General features: G+C 71.0%; 27 protein-coding genes. 14 read left to right on the top strand and 13 right to left on the bottom strand.

What is annotated here, in order from left to right; all coding sequences use genetic code 11:
- Nucleotides 1–23: 23 nt before the first annotated feature.
- The 3 genes from ACZ5U5_RS27605 to ACZ5U5_RS27595 form a co-directional block, all read right to left on the bottom strand.
- A complete protein-coding gene (locus tag ACZ5U5_RS27605) occupies nt 24–602 on the bottom strand; it encodes a TerD family protein (RefSeq protein ID WP_469026653.1) in 579 nt (192 codons plus the stop codon).
- Between the two features lie 133 nt (nt 603–735).
- Nucleotides 736–2,874 (bottom strand): excinuclease ABC subunit UvrB, encoded by a 2,139-nt coding sequence (gene uvrB, locus ACZ5U5_RS27600; protein ID WP_469026651.1) that lies wholly within the window; start codon nt 2,872–2,874, stop codon nt 736–738.
- 40 nt (nt 2,875–2,914) lie between these two features.
- The gene (locus ACZ5U5_RS27595) at nt 2,915–3,781 is read right to left on the bottom strand and encodes an MHYT domain-containing protein (RefSeq protein WP_469026648.1); all 867 of its coding nucleotides are present in this window, start codon (nt 3,779–3,781) and stop codon (nt 2,915–2,917) included.
- 249 nt (nt 3,782–4,030) lie between these two features.
- On the opposite strand from ACZ5U5_RS27595, the gene ACZ5U5_RS27590 reads away from it, so the two are divergent.
- From ACZ5U5_RS27590 to ACZ5U5_RS27580, 3 genes are all read left to right on the top strand, one after another.
- Entirely contained in the window at nt 4,031–4,951 is a 921-nt protein-coding gene (locus ACZ5U5_RS27590; protein WP_469026645.1) for a glycerophosphodiester phosphodiesterase, read from the top strand.
- Nucleotides 4,952–5,003: 52 nt separating this feature from the next.
- A complete protein-coding gene (locus ACZ5U5_RS27585; RefSeq protein WP_469026642.1) occupies nt 5,004–5,582 on the top strand; it encodes a methylated-DNA--[protein]-cysteine S-methyltransferase in 579 nt (192 codons plus the stop codon).
- A 74-nt stretch (nt 5,583–5,656) separates the two neighbouring features.
- Nucleotides 5,657–6,919 (top strand): MFS transporter, encoded by a 1,263-nt coding sequence (locus tag ACZ5U5_RS27580; RefSeq protein WP_469026640.1) that lies wholly within the window; start codon nt 5,657–5,659, stop codon nt 6,917–6,919.
- A 14-nt stretch (nt 6,920–6,933) separates the two neighbouring features.
- Here the strand turns inward: ACZ5U5_RS27580 and ACZ5U5_RS27575 are convergent, their stop codons facing one another.
- Entirely contained in the window at nt 6,934–7,299 is a 366-nt protein-coding gene (locus ACZ5U5_RS27575) for a cupin domain-containing protein (RefSeq protein WP_469026637.1), read from the bottom strand.
- 240 nt (nt 7,300–7,539) lie between these two features.
- Between ACZ5U5_RS27575 and ACZ5U5_RS27570 the strand changes: the two genes are divergently transcribed.
- Together ACZ5U5_RS27570 and ACZ5U5_RS27565 are read left to right on the top strand one after the other, a co-directional pair.
- Nucleotides 7,540–8,445, top strand: coding sequence for a pseudouridine-5'-phosphate glycosidase (locus ACZ5U5_RS27570; RefSeq protein ID WP_469026635.1), 906 nt, complete (start codon nt 7,540–7,542; stop codon nt 8,443–8,445).
- Entirely contained in the window at nt 8,442–9,347 is a 906-nt protein-coding gene (locus tag ACZ5U5_RS27565; protein WP_469026632.1) for a carbohydrate kinase family protein, read from the top strand. Before ACZ5U5_RS27570 ends, ACZ5U5_RS27565 begins: the two co-directional genes overlap by 4 nt.
- Before the next feature lie 647 nt (nt 9,348–9,994).
- On the opposite strand, the gene ACZ5U5_RS27560 is transcribed toward ACZ5U5_RS27565, so the two are convergent.
- Nucleotides 9,995–10,798, bottom strand: coding sequence for a class I SAM-dependent methyltransferase (locus ACZ5U5_RS27560; RefSeq protein WP_469026631.1), 804 nt, complete (start codon nt 10,796–10,798; stop codon nt 9,995–9,997).
- A 147-nt stretch (nt 10,799–10,945) separates the two neighbouring features.
- Here ACZ5U5_RS27560 and corA point away from each other — a divergent pair, with 147 nt between their 5' ends.
- A complete protein-coding gene (gene corA / locus ACZ5U5_RS27555; RefSeq protein ID WP_469026629.1) occupies nt 10,946–12,082 on the top strand; it encodes a magnesium/cobalt transporter CorA in 1,137 nt (378 codons plus the stop codon).
- 117 nt (nt 12,083–12,199) lie between these two features.
- Nucleotides 12,200–12,961, top strand: coding sequence for an outer membrane protein assembly factor BamB family protein (locus ACZ5U5_RS27550; RefSeq protein ID WP_469026626.1), 762 nt, complete (start codon nt 12,200–12,202; stop codon nt 12,959–12,961).
- 53 nt (nt 12,962–13,014) lie between these two features.
- On the opposite strand, the gene ACZ5U5_RS27545 is transcribed toward ACZ5U5_RS27550, so the two are convergent.
- The 3 genes from ACZ5U5_RS27545 to ACZ5U5_RS27535 form a co-directional block, all read right to left on the bottom strand.
- On the bottom strand, nt 13,015–13,434 hold the full coding sequence (locus ACZ5U5_RS27545; protein WP_469026624.1) for a CBS domain-containing protein: 420 nt from the start codon (nt 13,432–13,434) through the stop codon (nt 13,015–13,017).
- A 189-nt stretch (nt 13,435–13,623) separates the two neighbouring features.
- Nucleotides 13,624–14,028 carry a PPOX class F420-dependent oxidoreductase gene (locus ACZ5U5_RS27540; RefSeq protein WP_469026621.1) on the bottom strand — a complete coding sequence of 135 codons (405 nt, stop codon included), beginning with the start codon at nt 14,026–14,028 and terminating at the stop codon, nt 13,624–13,626.
- Nucleotides 14,029–14,103: 75 nt separating this feature from the next.
- Nucleotides 14,104–14,745, bottom strand: coding sequence for a nucleoside/nucleotide kinase family protein (locus ACZ5U5_RS27535; RefSeq protein ID WP_469026618.1), 642 nt, complete (start codon nt 14,743–14,745; stop codon nt 14,104–14,106).
- Nucleotides 14,746–14,824: 79 nt separating this feature from the next.
- Here ACZ5U5_RS27535 and ACZ5U5_RS27530 point away from each other — a divergent pair, with 79 nt between their 5' ends.
- From ACZ5U5_RS27530 to ACZ5U5_RS27520, 3 genes are all read left to right on the top strand, one after another.
- The gene (locus tag ACZ5U5_RS27530; RefSeq protein ID WP_469026615.1) at nt 14,825–15,517 is read left to right on the top strand and encodes a DUF2293 domain-containing protein; all 693 of its coding nucleotides are present in this window, start codon (nt 14,825–14,827) and stop codon (nt 15,515–15,517) included.
- Between the two features lie 230 nt (nt 15,518–15,747).
- On the top strand, nt 15,748–16,227 hold the full coding sequence (locus ACZ5U5_RS27525) for an anthrone oxygenase family protein (RefSeq protein ID WP_469026613.1): 480 nt from the start codon (nt 15,748–15,750) through the stop codon (nt 16,225–16,227).
- Nucleotides 16,228–16,367: 140 nt separating this feature from the next.
- Entirely contained in the window at nt 16,368–17,864 is a 1,497-nt protein-coding gene (locus ACZ5U5_RS27520; protein ID WP_469026611.1) for a glutamate synthase subunit beta, read from the top strand.
- Nucleotides 17,865–17,910: 46 nt separating this feature from the next.
- Here the strand turns inward: ACZ5U5_RS27520 and ACZ5U5_RS27515 are convergent, their stop codons facing one another.
- Nucleotides 17,911–18,126: a DUF397 domain-containing protein gene (locus ACZ5U5_RS27515; protein WP_363208667.1), complete on the bottom strand. Its 216-nt coding sequence runs from the start codon at nt 18,124–18,126 to the stop codon at nt 17,911–17,913.
- Nucleotides 18,127–18,219: 93 nt separating this feature from the next.
- Nucleotides 18,220–19,080: a helix-turn-helix domain-containing protein gene (locus ACZ5U5_RS27510; protein WP_363208093.1), complete on the bottom strand. Its 861-nt coding sequence runs from the start codon at nt 19,078–19,080 to the stop codon at nt 18,220–18,222.
- A 206-nt stretch (nt 19,081–19,286) separates the two neighbouring features.
- On the opposite strand from ACZ5U5_RS27510, the gene ACZ5U5_RS27505 reads away from it, so the two are divergent.
- From ACZ5U5_RS27505 to ACZ5U5_RS27495, 3 genes are all read left to right on the top strand, one after another.
- Nucleotides 19,287–19,712, top strand: coding sequence for an ATP-binding protein (locus ACZ5U5_RS27505; protein WP_469026608.1), 426 nt, complete (start codon nt 19,287–19,289; stop codon nt 19,710–19,712).
- 45 nt (nt 19,713–19,757) lie between these two features.
- Nucleotides 19,758–20,228, top strand: coding sequence for a hypothetical protein (locus tag ACZ5U5_RS27500; RefSeq protein WP_469026606.1), 471 nt, complete (start codon nt 19,758–19,760; stop codon nt 20,226–20,228).
- A 315-nt stretch (nt 20,229–20,543) separates the two neighbouring features.
- Nucleotides 20,544–22,364 carry an ABC transporter ATP-binding protein gene (locus ACZ5U5_RS27495; protein ID WP_469027111.1) on the top strand — a complete coding sequence of 607 codons (1,821 nt, stop codon included), beginning with the start codon at nt 20,544–20,546 and terminating at the stop codon, nt 22,362–22,364.
- 61 nt (nt 22,365–22,425) lie between these two features.
- On the opposite strand, the gene ACZ5U5_RS27490 is transcribed toward ACZ5U5_RS27495, so the two are convergent.
- From ACZ5U5_RS27490 to ACZ5U5_RS27480, 3 genes are all read right to left on the bottom strand, one after another.
- Nucleotides 22,426–22,638, bottom strand: coding sequence for a hypothetical protein (locus ACZ5U5_RS27490; RefSeq protein WP_451216010.1), 213 nt, complete (start codon nt 22,636–22,638; stop codon nt 22,426–22,428).
- A gap of 116 nt (nt 22,639–22,754) precedes the next feature.
- Entirely contained in the window at nt 22,755–23,444 is a 690-nt protein-coding gene (locus ACZ5U5_RS27485) for a DUF899 domain-containing protein (RefSeq protein WP_469026604.1), read from the bottom strand.
- Nucleotides 23,445–23,578: 134 nt separating this feature from the next.
- A complete protein-coding gene (locus ACZ5U5_RS27480; RefSeq protein WP_469026601.1) occupies nt 23,579–24,940 on the bottom strand; it encodes an amidohydrolase in 1,362 nt (453 codons plus the stop codon).
- 105 nt (nt 24,941–25,045) lie between these two features.
- On the opposite strand from ACZ5U5_RS27480, the gene ACZ5U5_RS27475 reads away from it, so the two are divergent.
- Nucleotides 25,046–26,002 carry an endonuclease/exonuclease/phosphatase family protein gene (locus tag ACZ5U5_RS27475; protein WP_469026599.1) on the top strand — a complete coding sequence of 319 codons (957 nt, stop codon included), beginning with the start codon at nt 25,046–25,048 and terminating at the stop codon, nt 26,000–26,002.
- Nucleotides 26,003–26,018 lie beyond the last annotated feature (16 nt).

Here is a 26,018-nt window from a genome sequence, read left to right as displayed (position 1 = left end):
GTGCCGCGTTGCGTGCCGTGTGCTTACAGGTGCGGCAGGATCGACGGCATCAGGTCCTGGAACGTCCGGCCGTTGGCGGGATTGCCGATGGCCGTCATCTGCCAGCCCGTGCCCGCGCGGTGGACCTTCGCCATGATCTGCGCGGTGTACTGACCGCCGCCGTCGAGTGTGTACCGGGCGAGCTCCTGGCCGTTGGTCTCGTCGACCAGGCGGCAGAACGCGTTCTGCACCTCCTGGAACGTCTGGCCCGTGAAGGAGTTCACCGTGAAGACGATCTGGTCGATGTGGACCGGGATGCGCGCCAGGTCGACGAGGATCGCCTCGTCGTCCCCGCCCTGGCCGACACCGCCGACCAGGTTGTCACCGGTGTGCCGCACGGAGCCGTCGTCACTGACGAGGTGACGGAAGAACACCACGTCCACCGGCTGCTTGTCGGCGAACAGGACCGCCGACGCGTCCAGGTCGACCTCACGCGTGCGCGTGCCGAACAGGCCGCGCCTGGGGGCCGCTTGCCAGCCGAGTCCCATGCGCACCGCGGTCAGGGCGCCCCCGTCGTCCTTCTGCAGGTTGATGGCCTGACCCTTGGTCATGTTGACCGTCACGCGCTGTCCCCTCTCGAACTGCCTGGGCAACCGCCGGTCTGTGCGGTTGCCCAGCACCCTATGCAGAGGCACTGACAGTGCCGCACCGCGGGCAGCACTTTGTGTCGGTCTTGCAACACACCAGGCAGTACGCCTACGCCTGCCCCGCCTCCCTCATCTGCCTGAGCTCCTTCTTCATCTCTGACACCTCGTCACGCAGCCGTGCGGCGATCTCGAACTGGAGGTCCGCGGCTGCCGCGCGCATCCTGGCCGTCATCTCCTCGATCTGTTCCGCCAGTTCGGCCGCGGGACGGTCGGTGGGCACCTTCCCGGCGGCCTTGCCCTTGGCCGCCTTGTCGGCCTTCCCGCCGAGCGCGGGCACCGGAGCCTTGGCGGCTGTTCCCGCGTCGGCGCCCTTCCCCTTGCGGTAGTCGGTGCCGAGGAGCTGCTCCGTGTCGACCTCCTCGCGCGCGATCGCCGACACGATGTCGTTGATCTTCTTGCGCAGCGGCTGGGGGTCGATCCCCTTCTCCTTGTTGTACGCGATCTGCTTTTCGCGGCGGCGGTTGGTCTCGTCGATGGCCTGCTCCATCGCGGGGGTGACCTTGTCCGCGTACATATGGACCTGCCCGGAGACGTTTCGCGCCGCGCGGCCGATGGTCTGGATCAGGGAGGTGCCGGAGCGCAGGAAGCCCTGCTTGTCCGCGTCGAGGATGGAGACCAGGGAGACCTCGGGCAGGTCGAGTCCCTCCCGCAGGAGGTTGATGCCGACCAGGACGTCGTACTCACCGGCGCGCAGCTCGCGCAGGAGCTCGACGCGGCGCAGGGTGTCGACGTCGCTGTGCAGATAGCGGACCTGGATGCCCAGCTCGAGGAAGTAGTCGGTGAGGTCCTCGGCCATCTTCTTGGTGAGCGTGGTGACCAGGACGCGCTCGTCCTTCTCGGTGCGCGTGCGGATCTCGTGCACCAGGTCGTCGATCTGCCCCTCGGTGGGCTTGACCACGACTTCCGGGTCGATGAGGCCGGTGGGGCGGATGATCTGCTCGACGAAGCCGTCGCCGCGCGAGAGCTCGTACTTCCCCGGGGTCGCGGAGAGGTAGACGGTCTGGCCGATGCGGCCGAGGAACTCCTCCCACTTCAGCGGGCGGTTGTCCAGCGCGGACGGCAGCCGGAAGCCGTGGTCCACCAGGGTGCGCTTGCGGGACGCGTCCCCTTCGTACATCGCGCCGATCTGCGGGACCGTGACGTGCGACTCGTCGATGACGAGGAGGAAGTCCTCGGGGAAGTAGTCGATGAGGGTGTTCGGCGCGGAGCCGGGCTCACGGTCATCGAAGTGCATCGAGTAGTTCTCGACGCCGGAGCAGGAGCCGATCTGGCGGAGCATCTCCAGGTCGTACGTCGTGCGCATGCGAAGGCGCTGGGCCTCCAGCATCTTGCCCTGCTTCTCCAGCTCGGTGAGGCGCTCGGCGAGCTCCTTCTCGATGTTGGTGACGGCCTTCTCCAGGCGCTCCGGACCTGCCACGTAGTGCGAGGCCGGGAAGACGTACAGATGGTCGTCGTCGCTGATGACCTCGCCGGTGAGCGGGTGCAGCGTGGAGAGCGCCTCGATCTCGTCGCCGAACATCTCGATGCGCACGGCCAGCTCTTCATAGACCGGGAAGATCTCGATGGTGTCGCCGCGCACCCGGAAGGTGCCGCGGGCGAAGGCCAGGTCGTTCCGTGAGTACTGGATGTCGACGAAGCGGCGCAGGAGCTGGTCGCGGTCGATCTCGTCGCCGACCTTGAGCGACACCATCCGGTCGACGTACTCCTGCGGGGTGCCGAGGCCGTAGATGCAGGAGACGGAGGCGACCACGATCACGTCACGCCGGGTGAGCAGCGAGTTCGTCGCGGAGTGGCGCAGGCGCTCGACTTCCTCGTTGATCGAGGAGTCCTTCTCGATGTACGTGTCCGACTGCGGGACGTACGCCTCGGGCTGGTAGTAGTCGTAGTACGAGACGAAGTACTCGACGGCGTTGTTCGGCAGGAGCTCCCGGAACTCGTTGGCCAGCTGGGCGGCCAGCGTCTTGTTCGGCGCCATCACGAGGGTGGGGCGCTGGAGCTTCTCGATCATCCACGCGGTGGTGGCCGACTTGCCGGTGCCGGTCGCGCCGAGCAGGACGACGTCCTTCTCACCTGCGTTGACGCGCCGCTCCAGGTCGGCGATGGCCGCCGGCTGGTCGCCGCTTGGCTGGTAGTTGCTGACGACCTCGAAAGGTGCCACCGTGCGTTCGATCTTGGATACGGGCCGCATGGAACCAACCGTACGACCCCCCACTGACAACGGGGTCGGATCACCGGCTCTGCGGGGTTCTCGGGCCGGGTCGCTGCGGGGGCCTGCGGCCCGCCCGCGGGGCGTGGCGGTCGCCCGAGCGGGGGACGGGGTAGGGGGCGTGCTGCCCCTGCGCGGCGGCCTGGAGCTCGGCCTTCCCCATCACCATCAGCGGGTCGAACATCACGATCACTCCCGCGAGGAGCAGGAAGGCGAGCGGCCCGATCATCATGGGCGCGAGCAGCTCGGCGGGCGAGTCTCCCCCGGTGGGCGCCGCGGACGAGCCGTGCAGATGGACCTTGAGGGCGGCCATCCCGGTGTAGTGCATGCCGCTGACTGCGAGACCCATGACGAGGCTCGCGCCCAGGCTCCAGAGGAAACCCCTGACCTGCGCGGCCGCCCAGAGGGCCGCGGAGGCGGCCACCACGGCGATCACGACGGACGCGGAGACGGTGAGGGTGTTGTACTCCAGCGTCCCGCGCAGACGCATACCGGCCATTCCCAGATAGTGCATCGAGGCGACGCCCAGACCGGTGATCGTCCCGCCGGTGAACAGGGCCGTCCCGGTCGCGCCGCGATATCCCACGATGAAGATCCCGATGCCGACCATGACGATGGCCACGGCGAGACTCGCGAAGGTCAGCGCCTTGTCGTAGTGGATCGGGGCGTGATCGACGGTGAAGCCCATCATCGCGATGAAGTGCATGGTCCAGATGCCGGAACCGATCGCCGCCGACCCGAGCGCGAGCCAGCCGGGCCGCCAGGAGTGCGCGACAAGGAGCGACCTGGTGGTGCAGCGAAGGCCGAGCGCTCCGCCGAGACAGGCCATGAGGTACGCCGCCACCGGCGTGACAAGTCCATAGCTGAATCCGTCGACCGTGCCCTGCATGCGCGGTAGCCCTTCCGCCCGTTGTAACCGAATGCCCGGGATTGCCCCCAAGTGGCCCCAGCCGACCCCGTACTGACAGGCCATGGGCTGACGCAGAGAGTAAAGCTCACTCCGGAACTTGCGAATGATTTTCCGGGAAAGAGTCCCGGCTGTCTCCGTTCAACCTGTGGCCATCCTGCACCTGTCTCGCGTTGGCCGTGGACTGTCACTCTCATCCGGTCCGTGCCCGAACATCGCGAGGAGTCACCGTTGTACGCACGCGTTGCCGCTGCCACCACTGCCGCTCTTCTTGGAGCCGGTGCACTGGCTCTCCCTTCCGCCTCCGCTCACGCCGCCGACCGGAATCCGGCACAGCCGTCCACGCGGGCGTCCGCACAGACGTCCGCCCTGCACGACACCCCGCTGGTCGTCGCGCACCGGGGCGCTTCCGCCTACGCGCCCGAGAACACTTTCGCAGCCATCGACAAGGCGGCTGACATGGGGTTCCGGTGGGTCGAGAACGACGTCCAGCGCACCAAGGACGGCGAGCTCGTGATCATGCACGACGACACCCTGAAGCGGACGACGAACGTCGAGGAGCTCTTCCCCGACCGTGCGCCGTGGAAGGTCGTGGACTTCACCGCCGCGGAGATCGCCCGGCTGGACGCGGGCAGCTGGTTCAGCCCGAAGTACAAGGGCCAGCGGGTACCGACGCTGAAGCAGTACATGAACCGCGTCTCGCGCAACCATCAGAGTCTGGTCTTCGAGTTCAAGAAGCCCGAGCTGTACCCGGGCATCGAGAAGCAGGGCCTCAACGTCCTGCGCAAGACGGGCTGGCTGGGCAAGCACCACGTCAGGAACAAGCTGGTCATCCAGAGCTTCAGCGCGGACAGCGTCAAGACGGTCCACAAGCTGCGGCCCGACATCAAGACCGGCTTCCTCGGCACGCCCGCGGTCGCCGATCTGCCCGAGTACGCGAAGTTCTCCGACCAGATCAACTCGACGCACGGCTCCATCTCCCGTGAGTACGTCTCCGCGATCCACTCGCTCAAGGGGCCGCACCGCAAGCGCCTGGAGATCTTCACGTGGACCGTGAACGACGCGGCCGCCGCCAAGCGGGTCGCCGGGTTCGGGGTGGACGGCATCATCACGAACACGCCCGACGTCGTGCGCAAGGCCGTCTCCGGCTGACGCCGCTCCGACGCGGACGGCGTTGTCAGTGCCCGGTCGTACGGTGGTCCACATGAACGCCAACGGGCAGCACGGGCAGGACCGGCCGGGTCAGGACGGGTCGCGGCAGGTGGTGTGGGCCGTCGTCGCCAGCGACATCGGCCCGCTGCTGCTCGCCGCGACCGACGAAGGCCTGGTCAGCGTCGTCTTCCACGCCACGGACGAGATACGCGACAAGGCGGTCGAGCGGCTCGGCTCCCGGCTGGGGGCCGAGCCGGTCGAGGCCCCCGGGTCCCCGCTCCTCGCCGAGCCCATACGCCAGCTCTCGGCGTACTTCGCGGGCGAGCGGCACGACTTCGAGCTGCCGCTCGACTGGTCGCTGATCTCCGGCTTCAACCGCCAGGTCCTGCGCGAGCTGACCACCGTTCCGTACGGCGCCGTCGTGGGGTACGGAGACCTCGCCCACCGCGTGGGCCAGCCCGGCGCGGCCCAGGCGGTCGGCATGGCGATGGGCGCCAACCCGCTGCCGGTCGTGGTGCCGTGTCACCGGGTGGTCGAGAGCGACGGCGGCATCGGCGGTTTCGGCGGCGGCGTCGAGACCAAGCGCCTGCTGCTCGCCCTGGAGGGGGTACTGCCACAGCCGCTGTTCTGAGGTTCCCGCGCTTGTGCGGGGCGAGCCGTGAAATCCCTGTTTCCCGCGTTCGAACGTGCTGGCACACTGCGTCAGTGACTTCGACCCTCGACGCTCCTGACATACCCGCGCCGGAAGCGCTGCCCGCGCTGCGCCGCCGGACCACCGCGGTGCTGGTCACCAGTCAGATACTGGGCGGGCTCGGGGTCCCGATCGGCATCGCCCTCGCGCCGATGCTGGCGACCGAGGTGAGCGGGACGGAGGCGCTGTCCGGCCTCGCGCCCACCGCGTCCGTGGCCGGCACGGCACTGCTCTCGCTGCCGCTCGCCGCCCTGATGACGTCGCGCGGACGGCGGCCCGGCCTCGTCCTCGCGTATCTGATCGGCGCGCTGGGAGCGGGACTCGTGGTCCTTGCCGCGGTCGTCGAGAGCTTCCCTCTGCTGCTGCTCGGCATGGCCGGCTTCGGGGCGGGTTCGTCGGCCAACCTGCAGGCCCGCTTCGCGGCGGCCGACCTCGCCGAGCCCGACCGGCGCGGCCGCGCCATCTCCCTCGTCATCTGGGCCACCACCATCGGCTCGGTCCTCGGCCCGAACATCGCCGCTCCCACGAGCCGCGCCTTCGCCGGCACCTCCATCCCCGAGGCGGCGGGCCCCTTCCTCTTCGCCGCCGGGATCTTCGCCGTCGCCGGCCTCGTGGTGGCGGTGCTGCTGCGTCCGGACCCGCTGCTCACCGCCCGCGCGCTCGCCCCGCAGGAGGACCACTCCGCGCAGAGCCGCTCCCTGCGGGCCGGTGTCGCCGCGGTGGCCGCGTCGCCGATGGCCAGGCTCGCCCTGGTGACGGTGGCCGCGTCGCACACCGTGATGGTCTCGATCATGGTCATGACCCCGGTCGACCTGGGGCACCACGGGGCGAGCCTGCAGTTGGTCGGCCTGGTCATCAGCGGCCACATCGCGGGCATGTACGCGCTGTCGCCGGTGATGGGCTGGCTCTCCGACCGGTTCGGGCGGCTCTCCGTGATCGGACTCGCGGTCGGGCTGCTCTGCTGTGCCGCGCTCCTCGCCGGTACGGCGGGGCCGAGCCACGGCCAGACCGCCACCGGTCTCTTCGTGCTCGGCCTCGGCTGGTCCGCGGGCCTGGTGTCGGGCTCCGCGCTGCTCACCGACTCGGTCCCGCAGCCCGCGCGCGCCGCCGTGCAGGGTCTCTCGGACCTGACCATGAACACGGCGGCGGGCGTCGGCGGCGCGGCGGCCGGCCTGATCGTCGCGCGGGCGAGCTACGGCTGGCTCAACCTCATCGGGGTCTGCGTCCTGCTGCCCATGGCGGCCCTCGCGCTCCGCAGGGCGGTCAAGAAGGCCTGACCGGCGACAAGGGGTCAGGGCAGCGTGATGTGGTAGGCCTTGCGCAGCGTCTCGTGCACGGTCCACGTCGTACGGTCGCCCTCGCGCAGGACGGCCGCGTCGCCGGGGCCGATCTCGAGCACGTCGCCGCCCTCGACCTCGATGGTGGCGCGCCCGCTGACGACGACGAAGAGTTCGTTCGCCTCGGTGTCGGTGACCACTCCCGGCGTGATCTGCCAGATGCCGCGCAGCTGCTTGCCGTCGGCCGACTCCCACAGGACCTTGCCGGTGACCTCCGGGGTGCCGGACACGATCTGCTCGGGGTCGAGGGGCTCGGCCTCCAGGTCGGCATCCGGAATGTGCACGGCAAAGGACGCAACGGCTTGATCATTCGTGGTCATGGCCGGTCACCTTAGCTGGGCTCGCCGCGGCGCTCCGGCGGGGGTCACCCCCTCCTCCCCCGCGCCCGTCCACTCCTCTCCGTAGGGGGAACGCGACCTTGTAGAGGGAACGCGACCTTGCCCGCCGTGAAATCGGCGACGCGCAGGGGTTCGAGGCCCAGCCCCCGGCGCCGCAAGGGTTTGGCGCGGCGCGCCGGTCGCCAGGGATGAGAGGAGACCCGACAGGCAGGAGGCAGGCCCGTGTTGGTGGTGTCCGACGAGGTACAGGCGGCTGTGGCGGACCGGCGGCCCGTGGTCGCCCTGGAGTCCACGATCATCGCGCACGGGCTGCCACGCCCGCGCAATCTCCAGGTCGCGCGTGAGCTCGAAGAGGTCGTACGCGAAGAGGGCGCCGTTCCCGCGACGATCGCCGTCCTGGACGGGCGCCCTCATGTCGGCCTGGACAAGCAGCAGTTGGAGCGGATCGCGAACGAGGACGGGGTCCGCAAGCTGGGCCACCGTGACCTGGCCCTCGCGGTCGCGGCGGGTGCGAGCGGGGCGACGACGGTGTCCGCGACGGCGCTGCTCGCGGCACGGGCGGGCGTACGGGTGTTCGCCACGGGTGGGCTCGGCGGGGTGCACCGGGAGTGGGCCGTGACCCAGGACGAGTCCGCCGACCTGGGGCTGCTCGCCCGGACGCGTATCACGGTGGTGTGCGCGGGGGTGAAGTCGATCCTGGACGTGGCGGCGACGCTGCAGCGCCTGGAGACGCTGGGTGTGGCGGTGGCCGGATACGGGACGGATCGTTTCCCCGGCTTCTATCTCACCGACTCCGGTCACCCGGTGGACTGGACTCTGCGGACTCCGGCGGAGGTCGCGGCGGTGATGCGGGCCCAGGACGCGGTCGGCGGTCCGGAGTCCGCGCTCCTTGTGGCGAACCCTGTGCCGGAGGCTGAGCAGCTCGATCCCGCGCTCCACGCGCGCGTGCTGGCCGAAGCGTTGGAGGCGTGCGCCGAGCGGGGCATCGTCGGGCAGGCGGTCACGCCCTTCCTCCTGGACCAGCTGGTGCGGCGCACGGAGGGTGCCTCGCTGAGCGCCAATCTCGCGGCGGTGCGGGGCAATGTGCGTCTCGCGGGGCGGATTGCGACGGCTTGGACGGGGCGGTGAGCCCGGGGCGGGGCGGGGCTCTGTTGGTGGTCGGGGATGTCATCACCGATGTCGTCGCCCGGCACCGCACGCCGCCGCTTCCCGGCACGGACACGGCGGCGGCGATCCGTACGGTGCCGGGTGGCGCGGGCGCCAACGTGGCGTGCTGGGCGGCTTCTTGGGGCTGCGGCGACGTGTGGTTCCTGGGGCGAGCCGGAGCGGACTCGGCGGCATGGCACGAGGAGGCGCTCACGCGCGCGGGGGTGCGCCCGCGCCTCGTGGTCGACCCCGAGGCGGCCACGGGGACGGTGATCTGCCTGGTCGACGAGGGTGCCGGGGCGGAGCGGACGTTCCTCACGGACAGCGGCGCTTCGCTGCGTCTGTCGGCCGCCGACTGGTCGCCGGGGCTGCTTGACGGCGTGGGGTGGCTGCACCTGTCGGGGTACCTGTTCTTCGCCGGGCCGAGCAGAGAGGCGGCCGAGACCGCTTTGGCGGCGGCACGCGCGCGTGGAGTGCCGGTCAGCGTGGACCCGGCGTCAACGGGCTTCCTCGCCGAGCTGGGGGTGGAGCGGTTCCTGGCGGCGGTGGACGGGGTGGACGTGTTGCTGCCGAGCGAGGGAGAGCTGAGGCTGCTGGAGCCTGCGGGCGACCTGAAGGAAGCGGCGGCAAAGCTGAGCCGCCGCTTCCGCACGGTGGTGGTCAAGCGGGGCGCCGAGGGGGCGCTGGTCGCCCGGGAGGGTGAGGTAACGGCCACGATCCCGGCACTGCCGACCACGGCGGTGGACTCGACGGGTGCGGGCGACGCGTTCACGGGAGCTTTCCTCGCGTCACGCCTAGGGGGCGCGGGGCTCGGGGAGGCTGCGGCGGAGGGGTGCAGGGCGGGAGCCAGGGCGGTGGAACGCGTGGGCGGCAGACCGGCATGAGGGACGCGGCGCTTCTGACCCGGCGCTCACTCCCCCGCCCCGCCCTCTTCCGACGGCTCGGGGAGCGCGGGGCTGACGGGCGGTGAGCGGCGGGGCCGCAACGGAAGGGTGCAAGCCGCGAGCCACGACGGTCGAACTGGCGAGGGCGTGGCGCTCGGGGCGGTGGGCCCACTCGCCCCGCCCCTCCCGGTCAGCGGGCCCCTCCTGGCTGGCGGGCAGGTGTGCGGCGGAGCCGCAACGGAAGGGTGCAAGCCGCGACCCACGACGGTCGAACTGGCGAGCCGCAGATCGTCTTAAGGGCGTGGCGCTCGGGGCGGTGGGCCCACTCACCCCGCCCCTCCCTGCGGAGCCGCAACGGAAGGGGGCGAGGCAGGAGCCACGGCGGTCGAACTGGGATGCGGTAGACCGGCTTCAGGCCGCGGCGCTCCCGGCGGGGGGCGCGGCCCCGGCCCGCCCCTCCCGGCCAGTCGGCACCACAGGGATGACGGGTGGGTGGGCGGTCGACCGGCCCAGGGTGCGGTACCCCTGGCCGGGGCCCCGCCCGGGAGCCCGCCGCGGGGCTGACTGGCAGGTGCGCGGCGCGTCCGGGCGTCGGGGTACCGGCGGGTGGGAGGCGGGTGGAGTGCCGCAGGGTAGGGCGGGGAGGGTTACGGTTTGCGGCCCCAGGCTGAGATCAGTGGGGGTGTGGCCAGGTCCAGCGGCTCCGCGGTGATGTTCGTCAGATGGTCGGCGATGTCCGCCTCCGTGGCGAGCCCCGCGGCCGTCAGGGCCGCGCGGGACTGCTGGATCGTGGCCGTCTCCAGCGCCGCGCAGGCGGGCGAGGTCAGGGGAAAGTACGCGTCGGCCTCCACCTGGCACAGGCCCGCCGCACGGAGCAGGCGGGGCAGCCCGCGGCCGTACGCGAGGTCGGTGCCGCGCTGGGTGAGCAGGGCGTGCCGGATGCGGTTCGCCAACTGCTGGGCCGGCCCGTGTTCGTCCGGGCAGGACAGGGGCTGCAGGGCGGGGTCCACCTCCTCGACCAGCAGGCGGCCGCCCGGCCGCAGGGCCCGGATCATCGAGCGCAGGGCCCGCTCCCGGTCCGGAACGCGGGCGAGGACGAGCCGCGCGTGGACGAGGTCGAAGCCCCCGCCGGGCGGCGCCGCCTCCGCCCCCACGTCGTGGATCCGCACCTCGACCGGCGGTCGGGCGGCCGACGTGTGCCAGGAGATGTCCGCGTCGGTGGCGAGGACCCGCCCGGTCGGGCCGACGCGCTTGGCGAGCCAGGAGACGACGGAGGTGCCGCCCGCGCCGACCTCCCAGCAGCGCCACCCCGGCCCGATGCCGAGCCGCTCGATGTGCCGGAAGGTCGTGGGGTCGAAGAGCGCGGAGAAGGCGTCGGAGCGCTGCCCCGCACCCGCCCCCTCGGCGTGCCGTTTCCGATTACCGGTCAGATAGCCGTCGATGAGCGTCATGAGGCAATTATCGCGATTGTCTGGCTTGCCCCGGGGAGGCAGCTCCGAACACCCGGAGCGGAGTCTTCCGTTCCCCCAGGCTCCGGGCGCTGCGTCGCAGCTCCCTGGCACACTGGCACGTCAAGTCACCAGAACGAGGAGCCACGCATGTCGATGGCAGGCAACCTGCGAAAGGTAGGAAACCTCCGCAAGGTAGGCGGCCTGCGGAAAGTCGCGCGGGTCGCCCAGTTCGTGCGCAAGCACAGCCGCGTCGACCTGAGCCACCCCGCCCGCTCCCCCCTGGGCTCGGCGGTGGTGAACTGCGTGACGTACCGGAAGGGCGTGCGCCAGGACGGCGGCCACGACCTCGTCGAGGAGGTCGAGCGCGTCCGCAGGAGCGGTGACGGATTCGTGTGGCTCGGCCTGCACGAGCCGACGGAAGAGGAGTTCGCGGGCATCGCCGAGCTCTTCGACCTGCACCCGCTCGCCGTGGAGGACGCGGTCCACGCCCACCAGCGACCGAAGGTGGAGCGGTACGACGACACGCTGTTCGCGGTGTTCAAGACCGTTTGTTACGTGGAGCATGCCGAACTCACCGCGACCAGCGAGGTGGTGGACACCGGCGAGATCATGGTCTTCGTCGGCAGGGAGTTCGTGATCACCGTGCGGCACGGCCGCCACGGTTCGCTCGGCCCGCTGCGCGAGGAGCTCGAATCGGCGCCCGAGCAGCTCGCCCAGGGCCCCGCGGCGGTCCTGCACGCGCTGGCGGACCACGTCGTGGACGACTATCTCGAAGTGACGGACGCGGTACAGGCGGACATAGACCAGGTGGAGATGGACGTGTTCTCCAAGGAGGGGGAGCGCGCCGACCCCGGCCGGATCTACCAGCTCAAGCGCGAACTCCTCGAACTGAAGCGGGCCGTGGTGCCGCTCGGCCGCCCTCTGCAGATCCTCTCCACCCAGCCGATGCGGGCGATCGCCCCGGAGATACAGGCCTACTTCCGGGACGTCGACGACCACCTCAAGCGGGTCACGGAGCAGATCGCCGCCTTCGACGAGCTCCTGAACTCCATCCTCCAGGCCCACCTCGCGCAGGTGACGGTCGCGCAGAACGAGGACATGCGAAAGATCACCGCCTGGGCCGCCGTGATCGCCGTGCCGACGATGGTCTGCGGTATGTACGGAATGAACTTCGACCACATGCCCGAACTGCACTGGAAGTACGGGTACGGCCTGGTGATCGGCGTCATCGTCACCACCTGCGTCGCGCTCCACCGCGGCTTCCGCCGCAACGGCTGGCTCTAGGCTGTACGGGCCATGCCAATGAGGCCGTGACAACTAACAATCACGCCATGACAACTACGGGGAAACCGGGGGACGGGGACCGACGCCTCTGCGCGAGGATGATCCGGAGAGGGCGAGTTGAGTGCGTCGCCCACGGCGACGTACACGGCGTACGACCCTCGGTCGGGCCGGGAGCTGTGGCACCACAAGGTGACGAGCGACTCGGCGGGCGCGTTCTACGCGGGCCCGGACGGGACGCTCTTCGCCGATCTGCGCGCGGCCGGCCGCAAGGGCGATCCCGGCTCCGGCTCGTCGGAGATCGCCCGCTACGACGCGCGATCCGGCCGGAAGCTGGGCGGGACCACGGCGCCGAAGGGTGACCTGTGGCTGGCCACGGTGCACGACGGCAAGGGGTACTTCGCGCGCTGGGAGGACGATTCAGGTGTGTCGTCGCGCTTCTTCATCCAGGACCTGACCTCGGGGAAGGTGCGCGGCATCGCCTTCCCCTGGGCGGTCGAGCCGGAGGCGCCGCCGCTGGTGCGCGGCGACGCCATGTACCTCTTCGACTACGCGAACGAGACCGTGCTCGCACTCGACCTCGAGCGCGGCAAGCCGCTCTGGACGACCTCCCGCGAACTGCGGATCTTCAGCGAGCCGTCGGTGCGGGGCGACACCTTGTACGCCACGATGCCCGACAGCAGTGTCATCGCCATCAATACCCTCACGGGCAGGGAGCGTTGGCGTTCGGAGCCCTCGTTCGAGGATGCCAAGGACTCCAAGAACTCCGAGGCCGGCTCGATCGAGCACCGCTCCCCCAGCGGGGTGGCCCCGCTGGCACAGGGGGGCGTGCTCTACGGGGTCACGGACGAGGGGACGTTCTCGGTGGCCGCCAAGCGGTGAGGCGGCCGAAAGGTGAGGCGGCCGAGAGGTGAGGCGGCCGAGAAGTTGGACGGTCAGCCCTTCGCGTACACGCTCTCGACCCAGCTCGCGAGCTGGGTGTCGTCGAGGTGCGTGGCGAGGTCGGCTTCGCTGATCATGCCGACCAGGCGCTTGTTCTCGATGACCGGGAGCCTGCGGATCTGACTGCCCTTCATCTCCTGGAGGACCTCGTCGACGCCCGCGCCCGAGTCGATCCAGCGCGGCGTGCCCTTGGCCATGTCGCCCGCGGTCACCCGGGACGGGTCGTGGCCCATCGCCACGCAGCCGATCACGATGTCACGGTCGGTGAGGATGCCGCAGAGTCGCTCGTTCTCGTCGCTGATGGGCAGCGCGCCCACGTCGAGCTGCCGCATCAGTTGTGCGGCGCGGTCCAGGGTCTCGTGTGCGGGGATCCACTGGGCGCCCCGGTGCATGATGTCTCCGGCGGTGGTCATGTGGTACCTCCCGGTGCCGGACGGCCGGCGCGGCGCGGAGGCACCGCTAGTCCCGGCGCCCCTCATTCTCGCCGGGCCTCCGGAGGCCCGCACTCCGGAGGCGGGCGCCCCAGGCGGGAGAGGGGTTCGGGCGTGCGACCCGGACATCCGCACCCGCACATGCATGCGCATGGGCATGGGCTCGGGATCTCACGCCGAGAATCCGACGATCTTCTCCGGGATCACCTTGATGATCACCCGAGCCTCCTCGTCCTTCTCGCCGGGCGGGTCGATGCCCAGGTACTTGTGCGACAGCTCGTGCGGAAGCCGCTTCTCCGGATCGGGCAGGATCTCCGCGACGCCACGGATCTCGGTCGACGTGTACGGGTTGGCCAGGTCGTAGACCGAGATGCTGATGCGCGGGTCGCGTTCGAGGTTGCGGACCTTCTGACGCCGCGCGGTGGACGAGAACAGCACGGTGTCGCCTTCCCGTTTGATCCACACCACCGAGTTCTGGGGTGCGCCGCCGGGACCGAGGGTCGCGACGCTGGCGAAGTTCTTGCCGTCGAGGAGGGTGCGGACCGATTCGCTGAAGTGGAGCGCTGTCGTTGCCATGCCCAGACTCTAACTACATGCACGTGCATATAAAAGGGTTTCGGCGAATGTCCCTCCGCGGGCCGTCTCACGCCCTCAGCCGCTCCAGGCCGGATGCCGTGGATCGTCCGCACGCACGACGACATCAGCCACCGCCTCGGGGTCCGTCTCCGTCTCGTACCGCTCGAAGGCGGGCAGGGTCCACCGCTCGCTCTCCGCCGTACGCCGTCGCAGAGCGGCCGGCGAGAGGCTCGTGTGGACCGTCAGGTCGAAGGGGAACCAGTGGCCGAGCAGGAGCGGGCCATGCACCAACAGCGGTGCTCCGGGCTGGAGTTGGACGTACGGGCTGCGCGTCGCGCGGTCCGACTCCGGGTCCCACAGGTCGGGCAGTACGCGCCCGGTGCCGCCCGGGTCCAGCGGTCCGAAGACCTCGCGCCAGAGGGCGCCGGTGTCGAACCAGCCGCTGTAGTACGCCTCCACGTCCTCGCGCCCGTATTCGAGGCGCAGCGAGGCGGGGCGCAGGAAGCCTTCCGTGCCGACGACGAGCGCGGACCGTCCGCGCACCCGCAGCGCCTCGGCCACGCTGCGGGCCAGCTCGCCCGGCCTGCCCGCCGGGGCCCCGTCGAAGGCGACGCGGGGCCAGGAGCCCCCGTCGGCCGTCTTCAGGTCGAGCAGCCGGTCGGCGAGGGTGGCCGTGAGCCGGTCCCAGGTGATCGCTTCGAGTCGCACCCGTCCCATGATGCCGCGCGCTGCCCGCCGTGGCGTCGGACCTTGTCCCGCGGCGATAGCCCCGGCCGTTCGGGGGAATCCTTTCCGCATGGCACCAACCCCCCTCATCCGGAGAGCACTTCTCGCCATCCAGCCCCTCAGGCGCCGGCACTGTGCGGAGTGCCGCGGCGGGCCGCTCGCCCTCCTGGTCGTCCAGGAATCCGAGCCGCGCTGCCTGGACTGCGCCGACCTGGGCCATCTCGTCTTCCTGCCGCGCGGCGACACCGCGCTGACGCGTCGGGCCCGCGAGGGGAGCGGGCTCTCGGCGGTGGTCGTGCGCCTCAACCGGCGCCAGGGCCGGTACGAGCGGCAGGGCGTCCTCGTCGAGGAGGCGGCGCTCGCGCGGGCCGAGGAGCGGTGCCTCGCGGACGCGGAGGCGCGGGCTCGCCGCCGGGCGCGGGACGCGGCGCGTCGGGCCATGGAGGACGTCCGCTTCACCGCCGCTTTCACGGAGGAGATACGGCGGCTCTTTCCGGGGTGCCCCGATGAGCAGTGCCGGGCGATCGCGGCGCACGCGTCGGTGCGGGGCAGCGGGCGGGTGGGCCGGAGTGCGGCGGGCCGGGCCCTGTCCGCATCGGCGGTGACGGCGGCGGTGGTGGCCGCCGTCCGGCACACGGAGACGCCGTACGACCGCCTCCTCATGAGCGGGGTCCCTCGCGGGGAGGCGCGCCGGCGGATAGCCCCGGCGGTCGAGGCGACGCTTAGGGCCTGGCGGCCGGAGCGGGATGAACTGGCGGTCTGAACACCACCGGGCCCTCCGCACCCCTGGCGCCCTTCCCCCGAGGCACCCGAGCCACCCGATGCACCCGAGCCACCCCGAGACCCCCGCCGGACGCCCCCGTATGCAGGCGCGGGCCCCGCGTATGGCCCAGGACCCCGTCCGGGCAATTCACTTGTGATGCGGCGCCGCGCCATGGAGGATCACTGCGGCTCGCTCACCTGTCGGCTGCCATACACAACGCGGGAGTTGCCATGATCGAGGGACCGTACTTCGTGCTCGTCGTCCTGGGCGCGCTCGCCTGCGGCCTCGTCGCGGGCGCGTTCGTCGCGTTCTCTACCTTCGTGATGCGGGGCCTCGCCGCCCTGCCTCCGGCGCAAGGCATCGCCGCCATGCAGTCGATCAACGTCAAGGCGGTCACCGCCGGGTTCATGACCGTGTTCATGGGCGCCGCCGGCCTCAGCGCGGTTGTCGCCGTCGTCACCTTCGTGCTCTGGCCCGACGACGGCACCGTCGAGTTGCTGCTGGGGGCCGCGCTGTATCTGTTCGGCTCGTTCGGAGTCACCATCGCCGCGAACGTCCCCCGCAACGACGCCCTCGCCAAGCTCGACCCGCAGGCCCCGGAGAGCGCGGACCGCTGGCGTACGTACGTGCGTGAGTGGACGATGTGGAACCACATCCGGGTCGGTGCCTCCCTGGCCGCCTCGGCGTCGTTCATCCTGGCCCTGACCTGAGCCGATTGCCCGCACGGCAGCCCCAACCCCTCGCGAACATGCCCGCCCCGCCCTCCCGTCGTACAGTGGCCGAAAGCCCGCAGAACCACGCGAGTAAGCACGCACGAAGGCACGCGAGAAGGCACGCGAGGGAGACGGCCATGGCCGACCCCAAGGGCTTCCTCACCACCGCCCGTCAGGAATGGCCGCGCCGGTCCGTCGGCGAGCGGGTCAAGGACTGGGACGAGGTGTACGTCCCCGGCGCGCTGCTGCCCATCGTCGAGCGGCAGGCCGACCGCTGCATGGACTGCGGCATCCCGTTCTGCCACGAGGCCTGTCCGCTGGGCAATCTGATCCCCGACTGGAACGACCTCGTCTCGCGCGCCGACTGGCGTGCCGCGGCGGACCGGCTGCACGCCACGAACAACTTCCCCGAGTTCACCGGCCGCCTCTGCCCCGCCCCCTGCGAGGCGGGCTGCGTCCTCGCGATCAACCAGCCCGCGGTGACCATCAAGAACGTCGAGGCGGCCATCGCCGACCGCTCCTGGGCGGACGGTCTCAATCCGCCCCGCGCCCCGGACCGGCACTCCGGCAGGACGGTCGCCGTCGTCGGCTCGGGACCGGCCGGACTCGCCGCCGCACAGCAGCTGACACGCGCCGGGCACACCGTCGTCGTGTACGAGCGCGACGACCGCGCGGGCGGGCTCCTGCGGTACGGCATCCCCGCGTTCAAGATGGAGAAGCACCACGTGGAGCGGCGGCTCGCGCAGCTGCGGGACGAGGGCACGGTCTTCCGTACGTCCGTCACGATCGGGCAGGACATCGGCGCCGACGAGCTGCGGACCCGGCACGACGCGGTGGTGCTCGCCACCGGCGCCACCGCCTGGCGCGACCTTGACGTGCCGGGGCGGGAGTTGAGCGGCATCCACCAGGCCATGGAGTATCTTCCGCTCGCCAACCGCGTCTGCGAGGGAGACCTCGGCACCTCCCCGCTGACCGCCGCCGGAAAGCACGTCGTGATCGTCGGCGGCGGTGACACCGGAGCGGACTGCCTGGGCACCGCGATACGCGAAGGGGCCGCTTGCGTCACGCAGTTGGACATCTACGGGCGGCCCGGTGACGCACGCGACGAGCTGGCCGAGCCCTGGCCGACGTACCCGAAGGTCTACCGCCTCTCCCCCGCGCACGAGGAGGCGGGCGAGCTGCGCACGGCCCCCGCCGCGGACGCGGACGCCGACGCGCGGCTGTTCGCCGCGTCGACCCTGCGCTTCACCGGCGACGCGGCGGGCCGGGTGAACGCCCTGCACCTGACCGAGGTCGACGCGGACCGCCGCCCTCGCCCCGGGACGGACCGTGAGCTCCCCGCCGACCTGGTGCTGCTCGCGCTCGGCTTCACCGGGCCCGAGCGGACCGCGGGCGGCCTGGTCGACCAGCTCGGCCTGGACGTCGCGGACCGCGGCACGCTCGCCCGCGGCGCGGACTTCGCGACCAATGTGCCGGGGGTCTTCGCGACGGGCGACGCGGCCCGCGGCCAGTCACTGGTGGTGTGGGCCATCGCCGAGGGCCGCGCGACCGCCGCCGCGGTCGACCGATGGCTGACCGGCGCGACGGAGCTCGCGGCACCGATCGGCCCGTACGACCGGCCGATGACCGCCTGAAACCGCCTGGGACAGCCGCACCGGCCCCGCGAAGGACCGGAGCAGCTCACGACAGCAGGAAGTCGGCCTCCCCCGCCTTCGCCCCCTGGATGAACGCGTGGATCTCGCCGTATGTGTAGATCAGCGCCGGGCCGTCCGGATCCGCCGACTGGCGGACCGCCACCCGGCCGTCGGCCAGCTTCATGGCCTCCAGGCAGTTGCCGCCGTTGCCACCGCTCCACGGCTTGTGCCAGCCCTCGCTGCCGAGTTCACGGGCGGGCATGCCGTTGTAGATCCGGGAGTCGTCCCGGGAATCGGGACGGGTCCCGGCTCCGGGTTTGGACCCGGGTCGTGTACCGGCTCGGTGTCGATCCATTCACAGCTCCTTGCGGAGATCCCGGAGGATCTCCTTTGTGCGATGTGCCGTCGCGGCTTGCGCCGCCATGCGGTCCATGACCTCGAGGTGGGTCGCCACCTCGGTGCGCGCGTCCAGATAGACGGCGCCGGTCAGGTACTCGCTGTAGACCATGTCCGGCAGTTCCGCCATGGCGAAGCGGAAGAGCACGAACGGTCCGTACGTGCCCGGGTGCGGACCCGCCGCGAACGGCGCGATCTGCAGGGTCACATGAGGAAGTTCGACGGCTTCGAGGAGCTTGTCGATCTGCTCGCGCATCACCTCGGGACCGCCCACGGGTCTGAGCAGGGCGGTCTCGTCCATCACGACCCAGACCCGTGGCGCGTCCTCGCGGGTGAGCAGCGACTGGCGCTCCATGCGCAGCGCCACGTACCGCTCGATGTCCTCGGGGTTGGTCTGGCCGATCGCTCCGGAGCGCATCACACCACGTGCGTACTCCTCGGTCTGCAGCAGACCCGGCACGAAGTGCGGTTCGTAGGACCTGATGAGGCTGGCCGCCCCCTCCAGGCTGACGTACATGCTGAACCAGCCCGGCAGGATGTCGTGGAACCGCTGCCACCAGCCCGGCTTGTTCGCCTCCTCGGCGAGCGTCACGAAGGCGTCGGCCTCGTCGTCGCCGACGCCGTAGGACTTCAGGAGGAGCTGGAGATACGGGATCTTGAGCGCGACCTCGGCCATCTCCATGCGGCGGACCGTGGCGGGGGCCACGCGGAGAATCCGCGCGGCCTCCTCTCGTTTGAGGCCCGCGCGCTCACGCAGGTCCTGCAAACGACGGCCTAGGACGACCTGGCCGACGGTCGGCGCGGACCGCGGTTCGCTCACGTCCTACCTCCACGTACTCCATGACATGCCAATTCACTCCGCACCTGGAGCCGTTGCCAGCAGTGTGCCATGTGCCGTCTCGAAGGAACACGCCACTGTGCACTTTTCAGAGTGGGTCTTGCCAAGGTGTTCCCGGCGGGGCGATAGTGGATGGCGTGACTCCGCCCGCGCCGTTACACACAGCTGCCGCCGAAGCCCCTGTTGGCATGTCCGCCGACGCGTGGGTCGAGGGCGGCTCCGAGCTCTGCGTCAGCTTCGCGCTGGTGCCACGGCCGGGCTCCGCCGCACAGGCCAGACGGCTTGCGAACGCCCAGCTCCTGGGCTGGGACATAGGCGAGGACTGCCGCGACGCCGCGGCCCTCGTGGTCTCCGAGCTGGTCACGAACGCGATCGTGCACACGGCGAGTCACCGCATCGTCTGCGAGCTCTGCACCAAACCCGGGTCACTGCGCATAGCTGTGCGTGACGACGGATATGGATCGGGCGTCCCGCGGCCCGCCCACGAAGGGCCCGACACCGACGAGGAGCACGGGAGGGGATTGCTTCTCGTCGAGGCGGTGAGCAACGCGTGGGGCGTGCGTGACGAGGGCCCCGGCGCCGGTCTCACCGTATGGGCGGAACTGCGGGCGTGACGTGACAGTGGGTGCGGGCGTGAGGACGACGTGGACAGGGGGCGTGTGAGCGCGGTGACGGTGCGGCGGCTGTTGGACCTGGACACGCTGGTCCGCCTCGAACGGAGGCGGTCCGCCGCCGCCTCCCCACCGGCGCCGACACGGCTCGCCGTCCCGGCCGGGATGTCGCAGCCCCTGGGGTGCGACGCGGTCTCGGTGCCCGCGCGGTTCGGCCCCCGGCTGATGGCGCGGCTGCCGCGCGTGGGGTGTGTGTACGAGGACACCGGGGATGCCGGGGACACAGCCGCGGCACGGTGGTGGTGGATCGTCCCCGCGGACTCCGATGTCGCGCTCGAATGGCCTTCCCCCGCCTATTACGCCGCGGGAGCCGTGGTGCCGGGCGCCCGACGCGCTCCCTCGCTGATCCACAGCCCGTCCGGGGGCGAGGTCCCCTATACTCCGCCGATTCCGCTGTATCTGGCGTGGTGCAGGGCCACGGGGACCACGCCGGGGTGGTCACGGGCGGTCCGGGCGTAGGCCCTACGGCGCTTCTGTCCTCGCCCTCACGAATCTCCCTCGCCTGCGCGGTTGCGGAGTCGTCCGCATGGGGTATGGCACTGCGGCCCGGGTGAAGCGGCAACCGTTGCCCGGGTTACGACCCGCACAGGTCGTACGCACCCGGCGAAGGAGAAGCAGACGGACGACAAACAGAGCCACTCCCAGAAGCACAGCAACGCGCGTAAACAGAGCGGGACTTCGGAGTCGGAGAAGCTGCTCTTCGGCGGCCCCCTGCGCTATGACACCGGCTGGGCCCAGTACGAGGAGGCGTTCCTCCAGCTGGGGTTCCGGTCCATGCTGAAGCGGCTTCCCGCGCTGCTGGCCGCCAGCTTCCGGCTCGCGTGGCAGGCCGACCGGTCGGCGGCGCGCATCGTCGTCACCGCCGAGGTGGGCCGCGGCCTTGCCCAGGCGGTGAGCCTCCTCGCGGTCAACAGCGTGCTCGCGCGCCTGCTGACCGACGCCCCGATCGCCGACCGGCTGCGCGGCGCGACGCCCGCCCTGGTGACGGTGGCGTCCGTGCTGTTCGTGGCCGCGCTGCTGCGCGCGGCGTCGACGTACGCGACGGGGCGTCTCGAACCGAAGGTCGAACGCGTCGCCACCGAGCAGTACTTGGAGAGAGCGGCGTCGGTGGAGCTCTCGGCCATCGAGGACGACGCGTTCCACAAACTGCTCGACACGGCGCAGTACGGGGCCGCGTCCGCCCGCCGCATGATCGGCATCGCGACGCGCGTGGTGAACGCGATGATCTCGCTTATCGCCGCGGCGAGCGTGCTGACCGTCCTGCACCCGGCGCTGCTTCCGCTCCTGGTGACGATGACCCTGCCGAGCGCGTGGAGCGCCCTGACGATCGCCCGGCGCCGCTACGTCTCCTTCCACGCCTGGGTGCAGCACGCCCGCGCGGGCCGTCTCATCGGCAGCCTGCTCACGGAGGAGCGTGCGGCACCGGAGATCCGGGTGCACGGCGTGGGTCCGTTCCTGTTGCGGCACTTCCGGTCCATGTCGGAGGCCGCGGAGGAGGAACAGGCGCGCCTGGCACGTCTGGCCGCCCGGACGGGTCTGATCGCGGCGGCCTGGACGGGAGTCGCCACCGCGGCGACGTATGCGACGCTCGGCGGCCTGATGCTCGCCGGGGCGATGGCGCTGTCCGTCGCGGGCACCGCCGTCATCGCGATCCGCACCGGTGCGTCCAATCTCGACACACTCGTCGTGGAGATCAACTCCCTGCATGAGGACGCCCTGTTCGTCGGCGACCTGGAGCGGCTGTTCGTGGAGGCGGCGCAGCGCGAGATCCCGGTCGGCGGCGCCGAACTGCCGCCGGAGCCACGGGAGATACGGTTCGAGAACGTCACCTTCCGCTACCCGGGGGCCGCGGAGAAGGACGCGCTCAGCGATGTCTCCCTCACTCTGCCCACCGGGAAGATCGTCGCTCTCGTGGGCGAGAACGGCTCCGGCAAGACCACGCTGGTGAAGCTGCTGGCCGGTCTGTACGCGCCGAAGGGCGGCCGGATCCTGTGGGACGACGTCGACGCGGCGACGGCGGACCGGCAGCAACTGGCGGAACGCATCGCGATGGTGGCGCAGGACTTCAAGCGCTGGCCGTTCACGGCGCGCGTCAACATCGCGGTCGGCCGGTCGTCGGTGCCGCTGACGGACGACCGGATCGGCGCCGCGGTCGGGGAGGCCGGCGCCGAGGACGTCGTGGCCGATCTGCCACGCGGGCTCGACACGCTCCTGGCCCGCGCGTTCACCGGCGGGCACCAGTTGTCCGGTGGTCAGTGGCAGCGGCTCGGCATCGCGCGCGCCGCCTACCGGCGCGGCAGCATCCTCATCGTGGACGAACCGACGGCGGCGCTCGACGCCCGCGCCGAGCTCGAGGTCTTCGAGAAGATCCGGGCCCTCGCCGGGACGGGCCAGACCGTCATCCTCATCACCCACCGCCTGGCGTCGGTGCGCCACGCCGACCTGGTCCATGTCCTGGACGGCGGGCGCCTGGTGGAGTCGGGCACACCGGACGAACTCCTGCGGGCGGGCGGTGTCTACGCGGAGCTGTACGCGCTGCAGGCCGACCAGTTCACGGCGAAGGTTCCCTCGCCGAACGAGCGCGCCGAGCGCTGAGTGGCGTGCTGAGCGCTGAGTGGCGTGCCGAGCCGAGCGCTGAGCATGGTCATGCTCGGGCCTATGCCGCGGCGGCTATCTCCGACAGGTCGGTGACGGCGGACTCGCGCGCCACGGGCTCGCGCACGATCACCAGGAAGGCGTCGGACGCGAGGTCCATCACGACCTCCGCCCGCTGTCCTTCCATGCGGCGGGCCCGCGCGAAGTCCTCCGCGGGCCACGATCCTCGCGGCCCACCGGCCGGAAAGCGTTCCAGTACGACTCGACTGTTCATCATCGTCCTTCTGTTCCCCCGTTGGCAGTCCTTATGGACTCTTTCGGAGAAGAACGCGCCGAGGGGTGGAAAGGACTCGCAACGTGACGGACCTGACACCTGGTTGTACCGGTTCCTCACATCTCGTACTCGTCGTGATACCTGAGCCGGTCGCTGCCCGCGGGCGCCCCGAGTCCTGTCGCCCGGCCCTTCGGCTCCTCCCACTCCTCCTGGCGGCCGAGGGCGGTGAGGTCGAACAGACTGGAGTAGGAGGCGACCCAGTCGGTGCCGCGGGCGTACGTCGAGTACGTGTGGAAGACGCGGTCGCCGTCCCGCAGGAAGCAGCTGAGGCCCGGCTGCTCGTAGGAGTCCTCGCCCTCGCCGACGGTGGCGTCGAAGTCGTGGTTGAAGTCGCCGCCGTGCGAGGAGTACCACGGCACCGTCCAGCCCATCCGGGCCTTGAAGGGCAGGATCTTGGTGAAGGGCGCGCGGGAGACGGCGATGAAGTTGGTGCTGCGGGCCCGCAGATGGGCCAGGTGTCCGATCTGGTCGAGGAAGGCCGAGCAGCTGCGGCAGCCCGCGTCCCACTCCGGTGCGAACATGAAGTGGTAGACGATCAGTTGGGTGTCGCCGTCGAAGAGGTCGAACAGCGTGGCCTTGCCGTCGCAACCGTCGAAGAGGTACTCCTTGCCGATCTCGACCATCGGGAGCCGCCGCCGCTCGGCGTTGAGCGCGTCACGCGCCCGTGTCTCCGCCTTCTCCTTGGCGAGCAGTTCCTGGCGCGCGGCGAGCCACTCCTCGCGCGTGACGATGTCGGGAAGTCGCATGATCCCTCAGTCCCTCCTGCGGACCCGCCACTCGGATCCGTACCTCTGCGAGGGGTGACCCGCGCGGTCATCGGAACTCATCGGTCGCGGCGAAGAAACTTCGGAGAATTTTTCAGCCCTCGTGGTCCTGGATTTCAGCCCTCGTAGTCCTGGATCCGCTTCCCGTGGCTGCGGTCGATCAGAGCGGGCAGTTCGGCGGCCAACTCCCGCACGATTTCCGGGACATCAAGGGTCAGCAGCTGTCGGTCGCGCATCAGGATCCGCCCGTCGACGATCGTCGTGGTGACGTCCGCCGAGCGGGCGCTGTGCACCAGCGTGGCCGCGAGGTCGTGCACGGGCTGGGTGTGGGGGCCGGCGAGGTCGACGAGGACGATGTCGGCGCGGCGGCCCGGCGCGAGGCTGCCGATCTCCTCGCCCAGGCCGACGGCTCGCGCGCTCTGCAGGGTGGCGTGGCCGAGTGCCTGGCGCGCGGTCAGCCAGGCCGGGTCGCGCCGCGTGGACTTCTGGACGAGTGCGGTGAGCGTCATGGACTCCCAGACGTCCAGGGTGTTGTTCGACGCGGCGCCGTCCGTGGCGAGCCCGACGGGGATGCCGATGTCGCTCAGGGCGCGCACGGGCGTGGTGTCCCAGCCGAACTTCATGTAGCCGCGGGGCGCGGACGCCACCGCGACGCGGCCCGTTCCCTGAGCGAGGACGGGCAGGTCGCGGTCGAGGATTCCGGTGCCGTGGGCGATGAGGACGTCGACGTCGAGCAGTCCGGCGCGGTGCAGGATCTCGATGGGGGTGCGGCCGTGGCGCTCCAGGCTGTTGTCGGTCTGGGCGCGGTTCTCGGCGGCGTGCAGATGGACCATGAGGCCGTGCTCGCGCGCGAGTTCCGCGGTCGCGGCGAGGTCCGCGTCGTCGACGGTGTACGGGGCGTGCGGGGCGAGCGAGGTGGTGATGCGGCCGTCGGCCGCGCCGCGCCGGCGCAGCGCGAACTCCAGGGACGCGGCGCGGCCCTCGGGCCCCTGCGAGGAGAAGAAGGCGGCGCCGAGGTTGGCGCGCAGACCGCTCTCCGCGACGACATCGGCGACGGTGTCCATCGCGAAGTAGTGGTCGGCAAAAGTCGTCACACCGCCCCGGATCATCTCGGCGCAGGCAAGACGCGCGCCGTGCCCGACGACCCGCTCGGTCAGGTTGGACTCGATGGGCCAGATCCAGTCGTTGAACCACTCGTGCGCCGGCAGATCCTCGGCGAGGCCGCGCAGCGCCACCATCGGCGTGTGCGTATGACAGTTGATCAGCCCCGGCAGTGCCGCCTGGCCGCGGGCGTCGATGCGTTCGGCGGCCTGGAGTCCGGTGACCTCGGGGGTAGTGGTGACGGCGTCGATGCGACCGTCGCGTACGACGACGGCGGCGTCGTCGAGGAATCCGATCCGGCCCTCCGTGTCGTGGACGAGGGCCGTGCAGCCCGTGATGACGAGATCGGCGGGGCCGTGCGCGGGAGGCGGCGTCATCCCTTCAAGGTACGGGGAGTGCGCATCCCGTGCCCTGTCGCGTCACCGGTTTCGCGGGCACGCTGACGTCAACCCGCCGACCACGCCGAACAGTTGGAGCCCGCCATGCTCGTCGGCACCTGGAACCTGGAGAACCTCTATCGGCCCGGCGGAAAGTTCGGGCCCAAGGACAAGGCCGCGTACGAGGCGAAGCTGGCCTCTCTCGCGGCGACGATCACGGAGCTGAACCCGAGCGTGCTCGGCGTGCAGGAGGTCGGCGACCCGGAGGCCCTCGCGGACCTGGCCGGGATGCTGGAGGGCACCTGGCACACCACGCTGTCGGAGCACGCTGACGAGCGTGGCACCCGCGTCGGCTTCCTCAGCTCCCTGCCGGTGTTCGTCGTGGCCGACGAGGTCCGCTTCCCCGAACCGCTGCGCCAGGTGCAGTCCGGTGACGCGGGCAGGCCGGTGACGCGCGCGGGCCGCGGGGTCCTCGCGGTGACGGTGACGACGCGCGCCTTCTTCTTCGACGTGGCCGTATGCCATCTGAAGTCGAAGCTGCTGTCGTACGGCAACGGCAGGTTCCAGCCGCGCGACGAGGGCGAGCGGGCCCGTTTCGGGGCGTACGCGCTCTACCGGCGTGCGGCGGAGGCCACGCTGGTGCGCTCGCTGTCCGACCGCCTCCTGAAGGGCGACGGCCGTCAGCACGATGTCGTCGTACTCGGAGACCTGAACGACGAGGTGTCGGCGGCGACGACCCAGATCCTGCTCGGCCCGCCCGGCTCCGAGATCGGCACCCCCGGGTTCGACAAGGCGGACAAGGGCGACACGCACCGGCTGTGGAACGTGGCCCCGCTCATCCCGCCCGAGCAGCGCTACTCCCGTATCCACGCGGGGCGCCGCGAGCTGATCGACCACGTCCTGGTGAGCCGCGGCTTCCTGGACCTGGTCAAGACCGCGGGCACGGGCGTACCGGGCTCGACGGCGACCGCGCTGCCGTCGGTGGAGGACGGGGATCCGGCGGTACGGCAAGACGCGAGCGGCTCGGACCACGCACCAGTGTGGGTACGGATCGAACGCTAGCCGCGGGCCCGTGCGG

It is taken from the genome of Streptomyces sp. NPDC033177, from assembly GCF_055577715.1.
The sequence above is the reverse complement of the archived record's forward strand: the minus strand, read 5'-3'. Positions and strand labels throughout refer to the sequence as shown.

Bases quoted from the DNA above. Each gene is read 5' to 3' on its own strand.
- corA (WP_469026629.1), top strand. From the start codon at position 10,946: ATGTCGATGGCAGGCAACCTGCGAAAGGTAGGAAACCTCCGCAAGGTA.
- ACZ5U5_RS27530 (WP_469026615.1), top strand. From the start codon at position 14,825: ATGGCACCAACCCCCCTCATCCGGAGAGCACTTCTCGCCATCCAGCCC.
- ACZ5U5_RS27515 (WP_363208667.1), bottom strand. From the start codon at position 18,126: ATGCCCGCCCGTGAACTCGGCAGCGAGGGCTGGCACAAGCCGTGGAGC.
- ACZ5U5_RS27475 (WP_469026599.1), top strand. From the start codon at position 25,046: ATGCTCGTCGGCACCTGGAACCTGGAGAACCTCTATCGGCCCGGCGGA.
- ACZ5U5_RS27480 (WP_469026601.1), bottom strand. From the start codon at position 24,940: ATGACGCCGCCTCCCGCGCACGGCCCCGCCGATCTCGTCATCACGGGC.
- ACZ5U5_RS27595 (WP_469026648.1), bottom strand. From the start codon at position 3,781: ATGCAGGGCACGGTCGACGGATTCAGCTATGGACTTGTCACGCCGGTG.
- ACZ5U5_RS27505 (WP_469026608.1), top strand. From the start codon at position 19,287: ATGTCCGCCGACGCGTGGGTCGAGGGCGGCTCCGAGCTCTGCGTCAGC.
- ACZ5U5_RS27520 (WP_469026611.1), top strand. From the start codon at position 16,368: ATGGCCGACCCCAAGGGCTTCCTCACCACCGCCCGTCAGGAATGGCCG.
- ACZ5U5_RS27535 (WP_469026618.1), bottom strand. From the start codon at position 14,745: ATGGGACGGGTGCGACTCGAAGCGATCACCTGGGACCGGCTCACGGCC.
- uvrB (WP_469026651.1), bottom strand. From the start codon at position 2,874: ATGCGGCCCGTATCCAAGATCGAACGCACGGTGGCACCTTTCGAGGTC.
- ACZ5U5_RS27560 (WP_469026631.1), bottom strand. From the start codon at position 10,798: ATGACGCTCATCGACGGCTATCTGACCGGTAATCGGAAACGGCACGCC.
- ACZ5U5_RS27495 (WP_469027111.1), top strand. From the start codon at position 20,544: ATGCTGAAGCGGCTTCCCGCGCTGCTGGCCGCCAGCTTCCGGCTCGCG.
- ACZ5U5_RS27545 (WP_469026624.1), bottom strand. From the start codon at position 13,434: ATGACCACCGCCGGAGACATCATGCACCGGGGCGCCCAGTGGATCCCC.
- ACZ5U5_RS27485 (WP_469026604.1), bottom strand. From the start codon at position 23,444: ATGCGACTTCCCGACATCGTCACGCGCGAGGAGTGGCTCGCCGCGCGC.
- ACZ5U5_RS27575 (WP_469026637.1), bottom strand. From the start codon at position 7,299: ATGACCACGAATGATCAAGCCGTTGCGTCCTTTGCCGTGCACATTCCG.
- ACZ5U5_RS27525 (WP_469026613.1), top strand. From the start codon at position 15,748: ATGATCGAGGGACCGTACTTCGTGCTCGTCGTCCTGGGCGCGCTCGCC.
- ACZ5U5_RS27490 (WP_451216010.1), bottom strand. From the start codon at position 22,638: ATGAACAGTCGAGTCGTACTGGAACGCTTTCCGGCCGGTGGGCCGCGA.
- ACZ5U5_RS27585 (WP_469026642.1), top strand. From the start codon at position 5,004: ATGAACGCCAACGGGCAGCACGGGCAGGACCGGCCGGGTCAGGACGGG.
- ACZ5U5_RS27540 (WP_469026621.1), bottom strand. From the start codon at position 14,028: ATGGCAACGACAGCGCTCCACTTCAGCGAATCGGTCCGCACCCTCCTC.